This is a genomic window from Marinobacter sp. CA1 (assembly GCF_020546665.1).
GTDB lineage: Bacteria > Pseudomonadota > Gammaproteobacteria > Pseudomonadales > Oleiphilaceae > Marinobacter > Marinobacter xestospongiae.
In genome coordinates this window covers 1,684,457-1,703,469 of sequence record NZ_CP071785.1, presented here as the reverse complement: position 1 = coordinate 1,703,469, position 19,013 = coordinate 1,684,457, and the positions used below count along the sequence as shown (strand labels likewise).

General features: G+C 60.8%; 10 protein-coding genes and 1 tRNA gene. 6 read left to right on the top strand and 5 right to left on the bottom strand.

The annotated features are described in order from the left end of the window. Positions 1-70 precede the first annotated feature (70 nt). The 6 genes from J2887_RS07865 to J2887_RS07840 all read left to right on the top strand — a co-directional run bounded on the left by J2887_RS07865 (position 71) and on the right by J2887_RS07840 (position 9,624). On the top strand, positions 71-1,114 hold the full coding sequence (locus tag J2887_RS07865; RefSeq protein WP_227175426.1) for a hypothetical protein: 1,044 nt from the start codon (positions 71-73) through the stop codon (positions 1,112-1,114). Between the two features lie 60 nt (positions 1,115-1,174). After that, the gene (locus J2887_RS07860) at positions 1,175-2,713 is read left to right on the top strand and encodes an amidase (RefSeq protein WP_227175425.1); all 1,539 of its coding nucleotides are present in this window, start codon (positions 1,175-1,177) and stop codon (positions 2,711-2,713) included. Between the two features lie 224 nt (positions 2,714-2,937). Next, positions 2,938-4,434 (top strand): DUF3375 domain-containing protein, encoded by a 1,497-nt coding sequence (locus J2887_RS07855; protein WP_227175424.1) that lies wholly within the window; start codon positions 2,938-2,940, stop codon positions 4,432-4,434. A 6-nt stretch (positions 4,435-4,440) separates the two neighbouring features. After that, positions 4,441-5,178: a DUF4194 domain-containing protein gene (locus J2887_RS07850; RefSeq protein ID WP_227175423.1), complete on the top strand. Its 738-nt coding sequence runs from the start codon at positions 4,441-4,443 to the stop codon at positions 5,176-5,178. After that, the gene (locus J2887_RS07845; RefSeq protein ID WP_227175422.1) at positions 5,175-8,498 is read left to right on the top strand and encodes an ATP-binding protein; all 3,324 of its coding nucleotides are present in this window, start codon (positions 5,175-5,177) and stop codon (positions 8,496-8,498) included. Before J2887_RS07850 ends, J2887_RS07845 begins: the two co-directional genes overlap by 4 nt. Then, on the top strand, positions 8,482-9,624 hold the full coding sequence (locus J2887_RS07840; protein WP_227175421.1) for a Wadjet anti-phage system protein JetD domain-containing protein: 1,143 nt from the start codon (positions 8,482-8,484) through the stop codon (positions 9,622-9,624). The genes J2887_RS07845 and J2887_RS07840 overlap by 17 nt, the downstream gene beginning before the upstream one ends. Before the next feature lie 46 nt (positions 9,625-9,670). Here J2887_RS07840 and J2887_RS07835 read toward each other — a convergent pair whose 3' ends face one another. The 5 genes from J2887_RS07835 to lpxB all read right to left on the bottom strand — a co-directional run bounded on the left by J2887_RS07835 (position 9,671) and on the right by lpxB (position 19,002). Then, complete coding sequence (locus J2887_RS07835) at positions 9,671-14,938, bottom strand: DUF4011 domain-containing protein (protein ID WP_227175420.1); 5,268 nt, start codon at positions 14,936-14,938, stop codon at positions 9,671-9,673. 470 nt (positions 14,939-15,408) lie between these two features. Then, positions 15,409-16,878: an IS1182 family transposase gene (locus tag J2887_RS07830; protein WP_227175419.1), complete on the bottom strand. Its 1,470-nt coding sequence runs from the start codon at positions 16,876-16,878 to the stop codon at positions 15,409-15,411. 105 nt (positions 16,879-16,983) lie between these two features. After that, positions 16,984-17,060 (bottom strand) — tRNA-Met (locus J2887_RS07825). 68 nt (positions 17,061-17,128) lie between these two features. Beyond that, positions 17,129-17,824, bottom strand: a complete 696-nt coding sequence (gene rnhB, locus J2887_RS07820) for a ribonuclease HII (protein WP_227175418.1) — start codon at positions 17,822-17,824, stop codon at positions 17,129-17,131. Further along, on the bottom strand, positions 17,824-19,002 hold the full coding sequence (gene lpxB, locus J2887_RS07815; RefSeq protein ID WP_227175417.1) for a lipid-A-disaccharide synthase: 1,179 nt from the start codon (positions 19,000-19,002) through the stop codon (positions 17,824-17,826). The genes rnhB and lpxB overlap by 1 nt, the downstream gene beginning before the upstream one ends. Positions 19,003-19,013: the final 11 nt, after the last annotated feature.

The following is a 19,013-nucleotide window of genomic DNA, read 5'->3' as shown; positions in this document are numbered from 1 at the left end:
CCACGGTCCAGCACACGCCATCACTCTCCATAACCCGAATCCGCAGTCTCGGAGGCAACCGAACGGCTCTATGCTCAAGATCAACCGGGAAAACCTGAAGACCAGCCATCAGCTGATCTGGTTCATCATCGACTTTCTGATGCTGGGTCTTCTGATCCTCAACCTGACCCTGATCATCTTCGACTCCATATACAGCTTTGAGGCCATTGAACAGTTCCTGGCCCAGCAGGTGCCGGCGTTCAACGATCTTTACAAGCCTGTGCACGCCAATTTCCTGTTCTACGACCTGATCTTCGTCGCGATCTTCCTGACCGAGTTTTTTGTGCGTTGGGGCTACGCCATCAAAGCCAAGATCTACGATCGCTGGTACTTCTACCCGTTCATTCACTGGTACGACCTGGTGGGCTGTATACCGGTGGGCAGCTTCCGCTTCCTGCGGGTGTTGCGGATCATCTCCATTATTTACCGGCTGCATCAGTACCGCATCATCGATGTCACCCAGTGGCGGCTGTACCAGTTCTGCGCGTTTTACTACGAAGCCTTTCTGGAGGAATTGTCGGACCGCATCGTTATCAAGGTTCTCTCTGGCGTGCAGAGCGAAATCACCCTGGGTTCACCGCTGTTTGAGCGCATCCAGAACGACATTCTGGTGCCACGCAAGGCGATGCTGACCGAGTGGCTATCAGACCGGGTCTCCCGTGCCGCCAGCGAAGGCTATATGCCCAAGCGTGGAGAACTGCGGGTCTACCTGGAGAACCGGGTGGATCACGCTCTCAAGCAGAACCTGGAACTGTCCCGGCTACGCCTGCTCCCCATGGTAGGCCCAACCATCCAGGAAACCCTGGAAGATGCGGTAGGCGACATCGTCGCCAACGTAATCCACCAGATCCTCGAAGACCTGGCTTCGTCGGCCAATCACGCTTTTATTGAGGACATCGTTGAGGTGGTGCTGCCGCAACCAGGCGACCATGAAGCGCCGGAAGTCCGTAACGAGGCGCTTATCTCGCTGATCAATGAGATTATTGAAGCCATCAAGACCCAGGTACAGGTCAAGCACTGGCGTTCGGACCTCAAGCAGCCCAACGCCGAAATGGCTGCCGCCAAAGAGTCATAGCGCAACAATAACGGCAGAGCAGCTGTCGATTGACAACAACAACGAATAAGGACATCCACCGTGGACAATGCACCCTTGCACTACCTGCCCGCTCATGAACTCAGTCGACAACTGACTCAGGGTGAGGTGACCAGCGTCGCCCTGACCGAAGCCCTGCTGGCCCGAATCGAAACCCAGAACCCGGTCATCAATGCCGTTGTCACCCAGAACCGGGAGCAGGCCCTGGCCGCCGCCCGGGCCTCAGACCAGCGCCGGCAGCAAGGTGCTCCCCTTGGCCCCCTGGACGGATTGCCACTGACCATCAAGGATACCTGGGAGGTTCCCGGTTTTGCCTGCACCGCGGGCGCCCCGGTATTGCAGCATCATCGCCCTACCCTGGCAGCAAACGCCATCGCCAGACTGCTGGAAGGCGGTGCCGTCATTCTGGGCAAGACCAACGTGCCACTCTACGCCAGTGATTTGCAGAGCTACAACCGGCTCTTCGGTACCACAAACAATCCCTATGGCATCAGCCATACCGCCGGAGGCTCATCCGGCGGGGCTGCCGCCGCCCTTGCGGCAGGGATGACGCCTCTTGAGGTGGGCAGTGACCTGGCAGGGTCCATCCGAACCCCGGCACATTTTTGTGGCGTCTTCGGACATAAGGCCTCCCGTCATCTGATTTCAATGCGCGGCCATATCCCCGGTCCCCCTGGCACCCAGTCTGAACCGGACTTGGCGGTGGCAGGCCCGATGGCCCGCAGTGCCCGTGACCTGGAATTACTGCTGACTGGCCTGGCCGGCCCACGACCGGATCAGGCCAGAAGCTGGCAGTTGAACATGGAGCCCGCCTCGCTTACCAGCCTCAGCCAATGCCGGATCGGCCTGTGGTTTGACGATCCCCACTGTCCCATCAGTCAGGAACTGAGTGGCGGCTACAACACCCTGGCCGACCGGCTAAAAGGACTGGCCTGCCACATCGGCACCGCCGATCACCCTCTGCTGTCCCTCGACAAGCTCCTGCCGCTCTACTTCAACCTTCTGGGCAGCCTGCTGAGTCCATCCCTGAAACCGGCCCAACGCCGGCAGATGCTGTGGATCAGTCGCCTGGAGAAAATACTCCGCCATCTGGGACCGATGACCACCGGGATCGGGCAGTATGGACGTGGCGTAAACCAGCCGGTGCACCAATGGCTGATACACCACGAACACCGGGAACAGATGCGCAGCCAGATCGAATCCCTGTTCCAGGGCGTGGATGTGCTGCTGACACCCATTACCCCGACCGCAGCCATTCCCCATGATCAAAGTGATCCCGTGGTGAGACGGCAAATCACCGTTAACGGCCAGCAACGCTCCTACATGGACCAGTTCTGCTGGATCGCCCTGGCCTCGCTGCTGGGGCTGCCAGCCACCTCAGTGCCCATTGGCCGGACGGCAGCCGGCTTGCCCTTTGGAGTCCAGGTTATCGCCGCCCCCGGGCAAGACCTCACCACCATCCGCTTTGCGGAACTGCTGGAAGCCGAGGGGCTGGCCGGGTTTACGCCGCCTCAGGCACAGGACAACGTCGGTGGAACACAACGGTACAATCGGGAAAGGCTGGATGAGGCGGCCGATTGAGGTGATACCGGTGTAGGGGTGCCGGGTCCTGACGGGGGCGGCAGACAGCAGCTTTCCAATGCCATATCATTGCGAGTGGGCTGCGGGGGGCACGTCGAGCAACTCGAGGGAGTACTGCCTCTTTGCAGCCACGGCCAGTGTCGATAGCAACACACTGATGAATTCAAGATCACCTCTGAAAAGAGGCATCGAGCTGACTGAGGGAATGAACGCCCCATAGCCCTATGGACCGACAAACCCACCTGAAAACCCGCACCTACCTGGTTGCTCGCCATCAACACCCCGCCTGGAAGTTGCTTTCCGCCAACCGTGGCCCCTTGGTGCTAAGCTGCCTGCAGACCTTGCTGGAACAGAACCGGGAAGAGATTCTGCTGGAGGATGCCCAGCAGATGCTGGCGGATATCCTCCAGGAACATGCGAACAGCGACGACCTGGATCTCACGTCCGGGGACCCGGCCGGCGATGCAAGAAAAGAACTTCGATCCTGGATTCGCAAGGGGCTGATTGTGGAGCGCGATGGCCGGCTTATGGCCACCGACGCCCTGCAAAAGGCTCTGACCTTCGTGGAAGGCCTCGACGAAAAGATCATGACCTCGACCGCCTCCCGCCTGGCAACCGTGCAACGGGAAATCGAGAGCCTGGAAACCCGGCTGAACCCCGATGCACAGAGCCGAGCAGACCATATCCGGCGCAAGATCCGGGATCTGGAGGCGGAACTCAAAGCGGTCGAGGCCGGCCACTTTGAGGTGCTCAAAGGCGCAGAGGCTGCCGAAGGCATCCGCGAGGTCTACAATCTGGCCACCAGCCTGCGGGCGGATTTCCGGCGGGTGGAAGACTCGTATCGGGAGGCTGACCGGCAACTGCGCCAATCCATCGTCAGCGATCAGCATCACCGGGGCGACATTGTCGACCGGCTGCTGGATGGCCACGACACCCTGCTGGAGACCGCCGAGGGCAAGGTCTTCCACAACTTCAATGAACAGCTCAGCCGCTCCATCGAGCTGGAGAACATGAAACACCGGCTGCGCACCATTCTGCGTCACCCCGCCACACAGCATGCGCTCTCCCGGCAACAGCAAGACGAACTTCGCTGGCTGGTGATCCGCCTCATTCAGGAATCCGCTGCCATCATCAAGGCCCGCGCCCGCAGCGAGAAGGACGTGAAGGGGTTTCTGAAAACCGGCTTGGCCGCAGAAAACCATCGGGTAGGCGAGCTGCTCAATGGACTACTCAACACCGCCCTGAGCGTCGACTGGTCCAGCCACAAGGTCCGCAAGAGCGAGACGCCCCTGCCTCCGGTCGCTGTTGCGGTTTCCGGCCTGCCCGTGATGGAACGCCTCAGGTTCAAGTCCGCCACCGAAGAGCAGAGTCAGGACCTGGAACTGTCCGAGCAGAACGCCAATCTGGAGGATGTGGACGAGGAATTCTGGCGGGCCTTTGACGGTCTCGACCGAGAAGCGCTCTATCAAGACACCGTGGAGCTGTTAACCGTCACCGACCGCCCGATGAGCATTGGCGATATCGCCAGCCACCTGCCGCCCACCCATGACCTTGAGTCCATTGCCCTTTGGCTGGCCATGGCCAGAGAGGCAGAGGTGACGATTTCCGACCATCAGGAAACCGTGGACATCACCGACAGCAACGGTCAGACACTGCGATTTCGTCTGCCGCACCTGACCCTGACCCGCAACGACGCAGAATCCATAGACTGGGAGCTGTAACACCTCATGCCCGACTACTTTGACCGCCTGACCCGTCCAGCCGATGAACCGGAAAGCGGTGACAGCGCACCCACGGAAACCGCACCCGCCCAGCACCCGACAGCAGAAACCGGTTCCGCCGAGACCGAGCAATACACCGCCAACCATCTCAAGGCCACCGCCCAGGAGCTGCTGAAATACGGACTGTTAGAGGCTGATCGCAAGCCCAATCTGTACCAGATTGCCATTACCCAGACGTCCGCCATCAATCGGACTCTGGAACCCTTCGACCTGCGCCTAAAGGTGGATGATGTTCGCGGTCTGGCTTTTCTGGTGGTCTCCGAGCAGTTGTTTCGGGACGGCGAAGACAATGCCGACGAATGGTCCCACCCCCTGGTACGCCGCCAGCGCCTGACCATGGAACAGTCCCTGCTGGTCGCCATTCTCCGACAGCACTTTATAGCGCACGAACAGGAGGCCGGACTGGGCGCGGGTGACGCCACCCTGGAGCTGGAGGAATTATTACCACAACTTCAACTGTATCTGGGTGATACCGGCAGTGATGCCCGGGACCAGAAACGGCTACGCAGCCTGCTGGATGCCCTGAGAAACCACGGTATTGTCTCGGATATTGATACCAACGATCAGATAACCATCCGCCCTATCATTGCTCACCTGGCCAACCCGGAAAACCTGCAGAACCTGCTACACCATTTCCGCAAGGTCGCAGGCCAGTCTGACACCATGGACGGAGATGACGTATGAGCCAGTCCCAGAACGACCTCTTCGCAACCGAATCGCTGCCGCCCACAGCCTACATTCTTACCCACCTGGATCTTTATAACTGGGGGCCTTTTGGTGGCCGTCACTGTGCGGAGATTGATCCCAAAGGCACTGCCATCATCGGTCCAACTGGCAGCGGAAAGACCACGCTGGTGGATGCGCTGATGACGCTGTTAACCCACCAACCCCGCTACAACCTGGCCTCCACCGGCGGCCACGAAAGTGACCGGGACCTGATCTCCTACATCCGCGGCGTATCCGGGGCCGGCAACAACAGCGGCGACAACAGCCACATCGCCCGCCCTGGCAAAACGGTTACCGCCGTCAGCGCCCGCTTCTCAAATGGTGATAAGGCTATCCGCATTGCCGCCCTGTTCTGGATTGAGGGCAGCAGTTCGGCCGCCAGTGACCTCAAACGCCTGTGGCTGTTTTCGGAACGCGACGACCAAGGCCTGGACGATTGGCTGGCACTGCACCACGAAGGTGGCGCGAGGGAGCTCAAACAGCATACCAAGCAATACCCGGGACTGCAGACCAACGACAGCAAGAAAGCCTACCTGGCTCAGGTACGACGCTTCTTTGAAGTGGGTGAGAATGCCTTCACTCTGCTCAATCGCGCCGCCGGCCTGAAACAACTCAACAGCATCGACGAGATCTTTCGAGAGCTGGTGCTGGATGACCAATCCGCGTTCGACCGGGCCGCGGAAGTCGCCAGCGAGTTCGACGACCTGGCGGCGATTCACAGCGAACTGGAAACCGCCCGCAGACAGCATCAGTCGCTGTTGCCCATTGCCGATACCTACCAAAAACACCAGAACACCCGTCAAGCGCTGGGCCAGCAACTGACCCTGAAAGACACTCTTCCAATATGGTTTGCCCAAACCGGCTATGACCTGTGGAGCGACCGCGCGCGGGAACTGGACACACAACTTGACGATGGCCGGCATGCCATCGAGACACTGGCTGCCACCGAAAGGGAACTGACCAGCAAAGCGGACACCCTGAAGGACATCTACCTCAAGGCCGGCGGCGCCAGTATTGAGCAGTTGAAAGAACAAATCGCCCAGCAAGAGCGCTGGGCGGAAGAGCGGCAGCGCCACGCCCGGGATTACCAGGCCCTGACCCGGAAACTCGAACTGGACGACACCCTTTCCCCGGAAACCCTGGCCGCCAACCACCGACAGGGTGAGGTACGTCTCAAAGAGCTTGCCGCCGCGGAGGAGAGCCAGGACCAGTCCCTGCTGGACCTGCGTATCCACCACGGCAGGCTCAGCGAAACGCTGACCGAACTGACCGCAGAAATCGACCGCATCAAGGCCCGCCCCGACTCCAACATTGACGGTCGCTATCAGGAATTCCGGACCGAGCTCGCCGACGCCCTGAACCTGGCAGAAGCCAGCCTGCCCTTCGTCGCCGAACTGGTGGAAGTCAAAGCCGAAGAACAGGACTGGCGGGGCGCCATCGAAAGGGCCATCGGCGGTCATCGGTTGCGGTTGCTGGTGCCGCCGGCGGCGATGCAATCTGCCCTTGACTGGATCAATAGCCGCAACAACAAGCTGCACGTTCGGCTGCTGGAAGCCCAGATCCCCAAGGGCGCCGCGGAGTTCATGGAGAACGGCTTCACCCGGAAGCTCAACTTCAAGGACCACCCACACCGGGAAGCACTGAAACAGCTGCTGGCGAGCATCGACCGGCACTGTGTCGATTCACCGGAAGTGCTGCGCCAGACCCCCCACGGCATGACCCGACAGGGCCTGATGTCCGGCAAGAGCGGGCACTTTGAAAAACGGGACAACCAGCGCCTCGATAAAGGCTGGATGACCGGGTTCAACAACCGTGACCGGCTGGTCGCCCTCAACAGCGAACTGGCGGACGCCCGCCAGGAAGCAGAGGCAGTTGAAGCACAGCTCAACCAAGCCCGTGCCAAGCTGACGGTGACCCGCGATCAGATCACCCTCTACAAACTGCTTGCCGACATCGAGTTCAGCACCATCGACCTCCCCACCGCGCAGCAGGAACTGGCGTCACTCCAGGAGCGGCTGGACGCTCTGACCGCACCGGATTCAGACGTGGAAGTCACCCGGAGGGAATTCGAGGCCGTCAATCAGCAACTGGAGGGGCATCGTAAGAAGCTGGGCAAACAGCAGGCTGACCTGGCCGTCCTGGAGGACAAACGCCGCCAGGCAACCCAACGGTGCCATGACCTGCTGGAGCGCCTTGGCGATGGCCTGAGCGACGCACAACAGACTCTGGCAGACCAGCATTTCAAGAAGCCTTCAGCCGATCAGTACGATCGCCTGGACGCCCTGGAACGGCATCAGCGGGAACAGTTGGATAACACCATCGGCAAGCTGGGCAAACAGGTCCAGGGGTACGAGCTCAGCCTGACCCAACTGATGGAAAAAGCCCAAACCATCGACACCGGCGCCCTGGCGGAGACTGGCAGCGACATTCGGGACATCCCGGAGTACCTGGAACGGCTGCGGGTACTGGAAGAAGAGGCCCTGCCCCAGAAGCTGGAGCGCTTCCTCGGCTATCTTAACCAATCCTCCGATCAGGGGGTTACCCAACTGCTGGCTCACATCCAGAACCAGGTGGCCATCATCGAGGAGCGGATTGCCGACCTTAACGCCACCTTGCGCCGGGTCGATTTTCAACCTGGCCGATACCTGCGCCTGGAACCCCGCCGGGTAACCCACGAATCCCTGAGAACACTCGAGCGGGCCCAGCGTCAACTCAGAGCCGATGCCCTCAAGGACGACCAGGGGGAGAGTCATTTCAAGGCCTTGCAGAACATGGTGGCCTTGCTACGGGATGCGGCGGACAACAAACGCACCGTTGGTGCCCGCGCCCTGCTGGACCCCCGTTACCGGCTGCAGTTTGAAGTGTCGGTGCTGGATCGGGACTCCAGCGCCGTGATCGAGACCCGCACCGGTTCCCAGGGCGGCAGTGGTGGCGAGAAGGAGATCATCGCCAGCTATATTCTCACGGCATCCCTGAGCTATGCCCTGTGCCCAGACGGTGCCACTCAGCCCCTGTTCGGCACCATTGTGCTTGACGAAGCCTTCTCCAAGAGCTCCCATGCTGTGGCGGGGCGCATCATCTCGGCCCTGAACGAGTTCGGTCTGCACCCCCTGTTCGTGACCCCGAACAAGGAAATGCGGCTGCTACGAGCCCACACCCGCTCGGCCATTCTGGTACATCGTAAGAACCTGCAGGCCACCCTGACCTCGCTCAGTTGGGAGGAACTCAAGGCTCACGCGGATAAAGTGACCCGGAAAGCTCATGAAATCTCCGGATGACATCGCGGCCCGCCTCACCCGGCAGTGGCAATCAGCCGATCTGAGGGAGCGGCGTCTACTTTCCCCCGAAACCTGGCCACTGAGGATTGCCATCGGTAAACCCAGCGCTGCCGAGGTACGGGATCGGGTCAGCCAGGTTCGCCAGCATCTGCAACACTGGCGCGCAGTCGCCGTGGGACTGGTGGAGTGGCAGCCTGTCCGCTTCCAGAGCACCAGCGAAGCCATCGATGTGCCTGCGTTCTGGGTACTGCAATCGCCCAGCCAGTGGGTGCAGGCCGCCGGCAATCATGAGGTTAGAAGGGAGTACGACACGCTCGCCCATCTGGCCTCGGCGCTGGACCCGCGATTTCACTCATTGATCGTACGCCGCCGTAGCCTGGTCATGGATAAACCGGCGTCTGACGTCATCCTCTGTGGCAAGGTGGCGTTGCAGCTACAGCCCGGCTGCGCAAGGGGGAAACCGCTCCGAGCCCTTGCTCTGGCCGGCATCGACAGTAAGTTCTTTGAACGCAACCGCCAATTGATTACTCAGATGCTGGACATCCTGTTCGACGGCCAAGCCAGTGATACTGGACTCGAGGCCTTTCTGGGTGCGGAGGACGAAGGCCATCACTGGTTGCTGGTGGCAGACCTCAGCGGCACGCTGCTGCCCTTCGCCCAGATGCGCGTGCGGGCCCACGAGCTACAAACCGCCCCATTGCCCGGCCAGCGTCTGCTGCTGGTGGAGAACGAGCGTTGCCTGCACCAGCTCCCGGCGATAGCAGACACCATCGCCGTGCTCGGCTCCGGCCTGAATCTTTCCTGGCTGCAGGCACCATGGCTCAGCCAGAAATCCACTGCCTACTGGGGCGACCTGGATACCTGGGGCCTGACCATGCTGAGCCGCGCGCGCGACTACCTGCCGAACCTCACCCCGCTGTTGATGGATCAGACAACCTTCGAACGGTATCGGCAGCAAAGCGCCGTGGAAGAACCCCAACCGGCTTCGGCGGAAGCCCCTTCCGGGTTGAACTGCCAGGAGGCGGCGCTTTACCAGCAGCTGCTACATTCAGAAAGAGGCCGGCTGGAACAGGAGTTCCTGCCAGTGGAGCTTGTTCATCAGGCGGTTCTGGGGTGGAGCGCCTGATCGCAGGTCCACTCTGGAAGGCCATATCTGGTCGCACAAGCCACGCTTACGACTCAACCTCTTCCTGCCCCGCCGCGGCTGCCGAACCTTCAGCACGGCAGAGCGCCAAACGTTCAGACAACGCCGCATCCAGCGCTGCCATTGCCTTGTCCCTGTTGCTCCACCAGTCCGTGGACCACACCCTGAACAGCGTCCAGCCCAGGCCTTCCAGGACACCCTGGCGAATCTTGTCCCGCTCACGGGCATAGGCCGAGCTGTGGTACATGGCGCCATCACACTCGATGCCGGCCAGATAGATGCCGGGTTTGTCCGGGTGCACTATGCCCATGTCGATGCGGTAGGCGGAGACGCCGATCTGGGGATGTACCGTCCAGCCCCGGTCCTGCAGGCCTCTCGCCACCGCGACCTCAAAGGGGGATTCGAAATCGCCCATGGAACCATGGACAGCCGCTCCCAGCGCAGAGGCGCCACGTTCGGCGTATTCCAGGAAGTTTTTGAGATCTGCCACGGCGCGAGCCTGGGTGCGGGCCAGATCAATGCGTTCCGGCGGCATGGTGGAGAACACCACCATTTCTGAACGGGCGCGGGTCATGGCGACGTTCAGCCGGCGCTCCCCACCCGAGCGGTTGAGCGGGCCGAAATTCATGGTGACGTGACCGGTTTCATCGGGACCATAGGTGATGCTGAACAGGATCACGTCACGCTCATCCCCCTGCACGGTTTCCAGGTTCTTGACGAACACCGGCTCCAGCTCATCCTCGGAGAACGCCCACTCGATGCCAGGATCGTCCGCTCGCGCCTTGTCCAGCTGATCCTCGATCAAGCTCTGCTGCTCGGTATTGAACGTGACCACGCCAATGGACTGGCTGCGAACCACCGGGTTATCAGAGGTCAGACGGCGCACAATCTCCGCCACGATGGCCTTGGCCTCGCCCTGGTTATGACGGGCCTTGCCGCGCGCATAGAAGCCTTCCGGTTTCACCAGTGACACCCCCTTGTCGGGATGCACCGGCGCCGGGAAGGTAATCAGGGAGCTGTCGTAATAGCGGCTGTTGGAGAAGGCGATCAGGCTTTCCCGGCGGGACCGGTAATGCAGGTTCAGCACCCGCTGAGGGATACTGGCCCCGATCAGTTCATCGAGGATACTCTCCAGATCCCCTTCTCCATCGATGTCGCCATCCGGGTCGTCATCGGAGCGACCAAAGAAATTGGTGGGCGGCATCTGCTTCGGGTCACCGGCCACAATCACCTGTTTGCCGCGGGCCAGCGAGCCCACGGCATCCCACACGGTGATCTGGGAGGCTTCATCAAAAATCACCACATCGAACTGCGCCTGCCCGGCGGAGAGGAACTGGGCAATCGACAACGGCGACATCATCAGGCACGGCGCCAGCGTTGTAATCACGTCCGGGATGGTTTCCATCAGTTCCCGAACCGGCTTGTGGCGCATTTTCTTCTGGAGTTCGTGGGCCAACACACCCCAGGACGACTTCTTCCGGGTGGTTTCCTGATCCGGGATTTCACCGGCCAGGTTGGCGGCAATGTACTGCGCCGTCAGATCACTGAACCGGGTATCCAGCTCCCGGAAATTTTCAATGGCGGCTTCATGTTCCGGCGAGGAGAAGGTGCGCAGTACCTCATCCTCACCGATCACCGCCGACGACCACCAACGGCAGTACGCCGCCTCGAAAACCGCTTCCACCTGGTCGGCGGGTACCGTTCCATTCTCAATGGCGTCCACCAGCGGGCCGAGCTGGAGATCCAGCGCCTCAGTGCGGCGCCGCACCCAGGCGCACCAGTCGCGCAAGGCGACATGGTGATCCACGATCTCCTGGCATTGTGCGGCAATCGACTCAAGGGCTGGCCGCCCCTCAGGCAATCGGCCGTTCAGAGAGCCACCGATCAGTGCTTCAAACGTTTCCTTATGGACCGTGAAGGTCTCGAACGCCGCTCTGAAGTCATTGATGGTCCGCCCCACTTGCGCATCCGGTGCCAGCAGGTCGTTGGCATCATAAAGCAGCGTGCGAATCGTGCCGCGCAACGCCACCAGGGACTGCGCGTCGTCCGCCAGCTTGCCCACCGCAACACGCACCCGAGAGCCCAGCGTCTTCAGGGCGGCGATGGCCTCCGGGTCTGAGTGATAGGCGTCCCACTCCCGCAGGCCTTTCAGCACGCCATCCAGACGGTCGATCTGGCCACCGGTCTCCCGCAGCTGTTTTAACAGCGGGATATCATTGGTCGGGTCCGGATCGCCCTGCGCGCCACCCTCACGCATTTGCTTGGCCACCTTGCGCTTTGCAAACCAGCTCTTGGGCCACCAGGTGTCATTGGCTTCTGCCCAGGCCGGTTCCAGCACCGCGGCATCCAGGGTTTGCCAGGCCAGGGCCTCATAGGGGCAGCTCAGCTTCGCCTGGGTCTCGATGTAGGTTTTCAGTTGAACGACGGCCTCTTCCAAGGCCTCCAGCCGATCCGTGCCATCCGGCTCCAGCGCAAAAGAGGCATGCTGACGGTAAGCATCCAGCAATACCTGGCCGCACTCCGCCATGGCCGCCAGCTTGGGCAGGTTCACCACGCCCGGGCTGATGCCCAACGCCTGCTCCAGCGATGCCTGTGCCTCCGTGAGCCTTGCCCCGCTGGCTTTCAGGCTGCGGGCGGCTGCCACCACTTCGTCTTCCCACTGGGGCCGCCAGTCAAAATTGCTGACCAACGCCAGGGGATGGTCAACCGGATCACCGACCGCCCCGGCCTGCACCGCCAGCAATGCGGCCATTTCACGTAGCTTCTGCAGCTGCGCCTCATCGTGATAGGCCGCGTTCGGCCAACTCAGCTTCACCTTGGCGGCCAGATCGGCATCACGTACCTTCACGCCCATGGCATAGTGCGGCGTAAGACCATTGCGGTGGGGTTGATGCAACGCATTCACCACCCGGTTCAGTCGATCCCGCACCGCCTTCAGCCGTTCGGCCTCCGCCTTCCAGTCACCCACCACGGCCCCAGAGGCGCTGTTCCAGGAACTTCGCAGTTGATCCAGCACATCGGCTTTCTTAGCTTTGTTGGAGTGCAGCTCAAGGCAGAACTGGCCCAGACCAATGTCCCTGAGGCGCCGATGCACCACCTCCAGTGCGGCGGTCTTCTCGGACACAAACAGGACTTTCTTGTCCTTGCCCAGCATGTGCGCGATCAGGTTGCCGATGGTCTGGCTCTTGCCGGTGCCAGGCGGGCCGATGATGACGAAGTCTTTGCCCCGATCCGCCGTGGCAATGGCCGCCATCTGGGAAGAATCCGCCGGTAGCGGCGTCAGCAGATCCGCCGGGGTGTATTCCCGGTCAATCTCTTTGGGATCGACAAAACGAATGTCGCTCTCGTAAGCCTCGCGAGGCGTATCCAGCAGATGACGCACCACCGGGCTTTGTTTCAGCGCCTCGGAGCGGTCCACGAGATCCTTCCACATCAGGTACTTGGCGAAGGAGAAGTGGCCCAGGACCGTTTCTTCGATGACTTCAAAGCCCGGAACCTCCTTGATGGCATGGCGCACCCGGTGCCAGATCCCGGCCACGTCCACACCGCTTTGGTCTTCCGGCAAGGCGCCGCTGAGGCCATGGATCTCGATACCGAAGTCTTTCTTCAGCAGCTCCAGCAAGGTGGTGTTGAAGCGGGGCTCATCGTCATTGGCCACCATCTTCACGCCACTGCGCACCGACTTGCGCTCCAGGGAAACCGGCAACAGGATCAGCGGCGCACGGTAGCGGCGATCGCCCTTGTCCCTGGGCTTCCACAGCAGAAAGCCCACCGCCAGAAACAGGGTGTTGGAGCCTCCTTCCTTCAGTGACGTCTGGGCCTTGCGGTAGATTTCCACGGCCCTTTTGTCCAGCTCCTCCTGAGTCAGCTCCACCAACACCTGTTTCTTGGCCAGCGCATCACGGGCATACACTTCTTTCAGCTCTTCGCCGGTACGCTGGCGATGGATCTCCTGGTCCTGATCCTGGGTCTTCAACTGCGGGAATGGCGCAATGGATATCCGTGCACCAGCGGCCAGCACGTCTTCCAATGCCCCCGGGTCAGCGCACACCAGCGTCAGATTGCTTTTGCTGGGTTTTTGATTCAACAGCGGGTTGCGCGCGGACAAATCCAGCAGCTTGCGCTGCCAGCGCTCCAGGCGACCGCCCGGCGTATCGTCCGGCAGATCCGCGTCCACATGCACGGTGGCCGACGGCAGATCCACTGGCGCCTCTTCCAGCCCGGGTTCGATACCCTCTGCCGCATCGCCGGTTTCGGCAACCCCGGCACCCCCGGCGATCCCGGTTGTCAGGCTGATGGGGTTGATGCGATGCGCCCGCGCCCGGCGGATGTCGATGGCGGCGACAAATTCGCCATCCTTGTCCAGCGCCACCTGCTTGTTGCCCTCCTTTACTGCCTGGGAGAACGGCGGCGCAGGGTGACTGGTCAGGCAGGTGGTCTCGATCAGGATCAGCTCTTTCAGCGGAATGCGCTGGCGCAGGGTTTCTGCGTCATCGACCACCACGCTGGCAAGGTCCTCCTTGTCCAGCCACAGCCCCACCAGGGCGTGGCCGCGGGTCAAAATCACCAGCGGGTTCAGTTGGGCCTGTTCCAGTGCCGCCGCAAACAGCAGGGTAGTGTCCAGGCAGGTAGCCACCTTCGCGCTCTCGATCTGGCTGGGCACACGAATCTTCTGGCCATTGTTCTCGAAACTGGCTGGCGGCAGCGCATAGCCCACCTGCATTTTCACGATGGCGGAATAAATGGCCGACGCCATCAACCACACCGGCTCACGACTGCCGGAATCGTAGCCGTTGATACTGCCCGATTTGCCCGCCGAGCGCAGAAGCTGGCTGGCCTGCCCCAGCAAGCGGTCCACCGCCGGATCATTCGGGGTGCAGAAGGCGGCCAGCAGTTCCGGAATGTAAGCCGCACCGCCCCACTCGTTGCAGGCGAGCAACTCCACCGGAATCGCCACCTCAGCCAGGCACTGCTCTGCCTGGCTGACCCGAATCGTCACCGTGCCGCGCATGGATTCCGTCAGCCCATGCAGGAACCCGCCATCCAGCTCCAGATCCCGATCCTTCATGGCCAGCAGACCACCTGCCGCGAGCCGATCCACTGTCCAGGTCTTGGTTTTCACAAACGCCGGGGATGCCGCCAACGTCACCGTCAGGTCCGACAGATCCTGCGCTTCATCCAGATTCTCGACCTGCAATTCCCGCAGCACGGCAAACGCGCTCTGGTGGCAGGCGAAGTTGATCTTTTCCACTAGGGTGGTGTGGATTTTCAGTGTTAACGCGTCCCTGTCAGACATATCCGTTCCCTCACAGTGAATTGCGCCGATTTGTATTGGAGGCCAATCGGCTATTAACAAGAGCATCTCAAGATTTTCAGTAGCGCTCCAACGTTACGCGCTGATACGTCACCCAAATACGCTAACAGCTTACTACCGATTTCACTTGCTACGGTCCTCGCCCGTCCAACGGTGACATCGCTTCGGAGGAGCGGAAAGGCTTTCAACAACGTTTCACCGAGAGGCCCCCTGGCCATGCAATCAGAAGCACCGGCAAGGCAGCTCACGTTTTTCTCGCGCAAACAAAAAAGGCAGGCCAGTTTGACTGGTCTGCCTTTCAAATAGGGAAACGTGGAATCATCAGCGATCTTAAAGGGCGCAGCACGAATAACAGCACTGACTCAAAAAAACAAAAAAAGCCGGTCATAGACCGGCCAGACTGCTGACAAACCCCGGTTTTCCGGGGTTTGTTGCATTTGGTGGTTCTGTTTTCAGCCGACGGTCGCTTGAGTCAGCCTTCCTCGTCGATACTTCCTATCAACCCGTTTTTGAGTCCATGCCAGGATTGATGCCTGTAAGACCAGTGCTGCAAGCGATTTCAGCCCCAAAATACGCGCCAGGAGCTGCGCGATCTTCTTCATATTCTGGGCAGTCGCAGCCAACAGACATTGCTCGCGGACCTTTGACAGCCCTCGCAATCGAGCATAGCGATGGCCATGCAACTGCTTGGCATCCGCGAACGAGCGCTCCACCGTCTCTTGCCGTCGTTTGTACAGCGCCTTGCCCCAAGGCGTTAACCGGTTTTGGTCGACTCGTTCTTTGCAGTCCTGCCAAACGTGGCGGGTGAGCACCTTGACGTGGTTAGCGCTGCGCGTGCACTGACCAAGTAGCGGGCAGTCTTTGCAGTGAACCGGGTTGGACTTGTACTCCCGGTAGCCCTGCCGGTTGGTGGTGGCATAGATCAGTAACTGTCCCTCAGGGCAGCGATAGGTATTGGTTTCCGGGTCATAGGTGAAGGCGCGCTTGGGAAGATAGCCCTTGGGCTTGTTGGGGCGTCGGTAGCCCATCACGCCATAGATGCCCCGGTCTTCCAGGCCCTTGCAGAGACCCGCCGTGTAGTACCCCGCATCCAACCCCACACCCCAGACGTCAAAACCGAAGCGTTCTCGCTGGCGGTCCAACCGATCGAGGTAAGGCCGGCTGTCATGGAGATTGGCCGGGGTCGCGTAACTGTCTGTGATGATGGCATGACGCCCATCCACCGTCCGGTGGTCCAGATAGAAGAAGCCCTTGGGTTTCCCTTCCCGCACCATGTAACCGCTGTCCGAGTCGGTACGACTCACCTTGGTGTCCTTCATTTTGGGCGGCTGCTCGGACAGCTTCGTTTTCAGCGGCTGCTTGCCATGAGCCTTGCGGTCGCTCTCGATCGCCTGCTCCAGACTCTCCAGGTAATCCACCACCTTCACTTCCGCCTGTGCCAGGTCGTACTTGTTCTTGTTGGCGTTGGCCTTGAGGTGGGTGCTGTCGGTGTAGAGCACTTCGCCACCAACCAGGCCGTACCTCATGGCCTGAAGCACGATCTCATCGAAGATCTCCTGATAGATGTGGCTGTCATGAAAGCGACGACGGCGGTTCTGGCTCAGCGTGGAGGCATCTGGCACCTTGTCGGTCAGGTTGAAACGCAGGAACCAGCGGTAGGCCACATTGACCTGAATCTCCCGCACCAGCTGCCGCTCACTGCGGATACCGAACAGGTAGCCCAGAAACAGCATCTTGAACAACACCACCGGATCAAGGGCCGGGCGGCCGTTGTTCGCGCAATACAGGTGCCGTACACGCTCACGAATGAACTCGAAATCAATGGCGTGATCGATTAAGCGAAGCAGATGGGTTTCAGGAACCAGGGACTCGAGACAGACCATCTCGAGTTCGTGTTGTTGTGGGGAAGGCTCTTTGAGCATGGGGCAGCCTCTGGAAAGTCGCTGGCCCAATTACAACAAACCCCCGCTACCATGGCGAGGGTTTGTCAGCAGTCTGGCCGGTCATAGACCGGCTTTTTTCTGTATTGGTAGCGGGGGCTGGATTCGAACCAACGACCTTCGGGTTATGAGCCCGACGAGCTACCAGACTGCTCCACCCCGCATCAAACTGGTTGTTAACCGGCTGTCCCGATCAACGTGGCGCGTATATTAAGGATTACCCGGGGGACTGTCAAACGCTTTCTGGAAATAAATCGGTTGGGTAGTCCAGCGACTCGCTTTTTACGGGTTGCTGCTGGGTGCCGGTCCGGTTCTCACCCACCCGTTCCAGCGCCGATTGCACAGGACGGAATGAGCGTCGATGGATCGGTGTTACCCCCAGATCCTCCAGGGCCTGCAGGTGAGCTGCGGTCGGATAACCCTTGTGGCCGGCCAGCCCATAGCCCGGGTACTGGGCATCCAGAGCCACCATCTCCCGGTCCCGGAGCACCTTGGCAATGATTGAGGCAGCGCTGATGCACTCTACCCGACCATCGCCTTTGACGACCGGCTCTGATGGCCAGGACCAGCGCGGACACCGATTGCCATCCACCAGTACATATTCCGGAGCCATTGGCAACCCCGCCACGGCACGCTCCATGGCCAGCATCGTCGCCTGGTAGATATTGAGGCGATCGATCTCCTCCACTTCGCAGCGGCCCACACTCCAGGCCAGCGCCTGCTCCTGGATCTGCTCGAACAGCAGTTCACGCCGTTTCTCGGTCAGCTTCTTCGAGTCTGCCAGGCCAGGCACCGGGCGGGTCGGATCAAGAATCACAGCGGCAGTCACCACCGGCCCAGCCAGCGGTCCGCGCCCGACTTCGTCGACGCCGGCGAGACGCTCTCCGGCGTAGCTACAGACAAACGGCGGCAGTTTGGATCTGGCCATCAGCGTCGATTCTCCAAAAGCTCCACGATTGCCGATGCCGCCCGTTCATCGGCGCAGCGTCGGAGCTGGTGATGCAGATCGGTGAACGCAGTGGTCAATCGCTCCCGTTCGGTATCGTTTTCCAGCCGCTCCAGCACGGCAGCACCGAGGGCCTCCGGTGTGGCGTCGTCCTGCAACAGCTCCGGCACCAAGGGCTCCCGCGCCAGCAGATTGGGCAGAGCCACGTACGGCACCTTCACCAACCGCGAGACCAGAGCGTAGCTCAGGTTGCTGAGGCGGTAGCCCACCACCATCGGTTTTTTCAGCAGCATGGCTTCCAGGGTCGCTGTGCCCGATGCCAGCAGCACCACATCCGCCGCCGCCATCACCTCACGGGAACGACCGCGCACGATGGTGACCGGCAACTGCACGTCCAGCGCCGCCACCAATGCCCTCACCTGCTGCTCGCGGTCGCGATTGACGCAGGGAATCACCAGTTGAATATCCCGCCGCTGCTGCTGCAGCCAATGCGCAGCCGACAGGAACAGGTTGCCCAGGCGCTCCACTTCACCGCCGCGGCTGCCGGGCAGAATTGCCAGCACCGGCAACGCCGGGTCCAGCCCCAAAGCCACCCGGGCGCCCCGGGTATCGGTTTCCAGCGGAATCCGGTCAGCCAGTGGATGGCCAACAAAGGCCACTGGCACCTGATGTTCCTCGTAGAAACGCGCTTCAAATGGGAACAGGGTCAACATCAGGTCCACCGCTTTGGCGATCTTGAAGATGCGCTTCTGTCGCCAGGCCCAGACCGACGGGCTGACATAGTGAACCGTGGGAATACCGGCATCGCGACAGCGACGCTCAATGCGAAGGGTAAAATCCGGGGAGTCGATACCAATCACCACGTCCGGTGGCGTGGTGAGGAAATAGTCCAGCAGCCGGTCACGTATACTGAACAGTTCCCGCAATCGTCCCAGCACTTCCACCAGCCCCATAACGGACAGGCGCTCCATCGGCAGCAATGAATGGAAGCCTTCGGCCACCATTTCATCGCCACCAATGCCGACAAAGCGGGCCTGGGGGTAGCGGGCGCGCAGGGCCCGAATCAGCCCGGCCCCAAGAATGTCGCCGGAGGCTTCGCCGGCAACAATACCAAACGTCAGCGGGCGCTTGCCGTCAACGCGCGGGGCCAGGGGGAGCATGGAGGAGGACA

Bases quoted from the DNA above. Each gene is read 5' to 3' on its own strand.
- rnhB (WP_227175418.1), bottom strand. From the start codon at position 17,824: ATGGCCAGATCCAAACTGCCGCCGTTTGTCTGTAGCTACGCCGGAGAG.
- J2887_RS07855 (WP_227175424.1), top strand. From the start codon at position 2,938: ATGGACCGACAAACCCACCTGAAAACCCGCACCTACCTGGTTGCTCGC.
- J2887_RS07850 (WP_227175423.1), top strand. From the start codon at position 4,441: ATGCCCGACTACTTTGACCGCCTGACCCGTCCAGCCGATGAACCGGAA.
- J2887_RS07840 (WP_227175421.1), top strand. From the start codon at position 8,482: ATGAAATCTCCGGATGACATCGCGGCCCGCCTCACCCGGCAGTGGCAA.
- lpxB (WP_227175417.1), bottom strand. From the start codon at position 19,002: ATGCTCCCCCTGGCCCCGCGCGTTGACGGCAAGCGCCCGCTGACGTTT.
- J2887_RS07865 (WP_227175426.1), top strand. From the start codon at position 71: ATGCTCAAGATCAACCGGGAAAACCTGAAGACCAGCCATCAGCTGATC.
- J2887_RS07830 (WP_227175419.1), bottom strand. From the start codon at position 16,878: ATGCTCAAAGAGCCTTCCCCACAACAACACGAACTCGAGATGGTCTGT.
- J2887_RS07845 (WP_227175422.1), top strand. From the start codon at position 5,175: ATGAGCCAGTCCCAGAACGACCTCTTCGCAACCGAATCGCTGCCGCCC.
- J2887_RS07835 (WP_227175420.1), bottom strand. From the start codon at position 14,938: ATGTCTGACAGGGACGCGTTAACACTGAAAATCCACACCACCCTAGTG.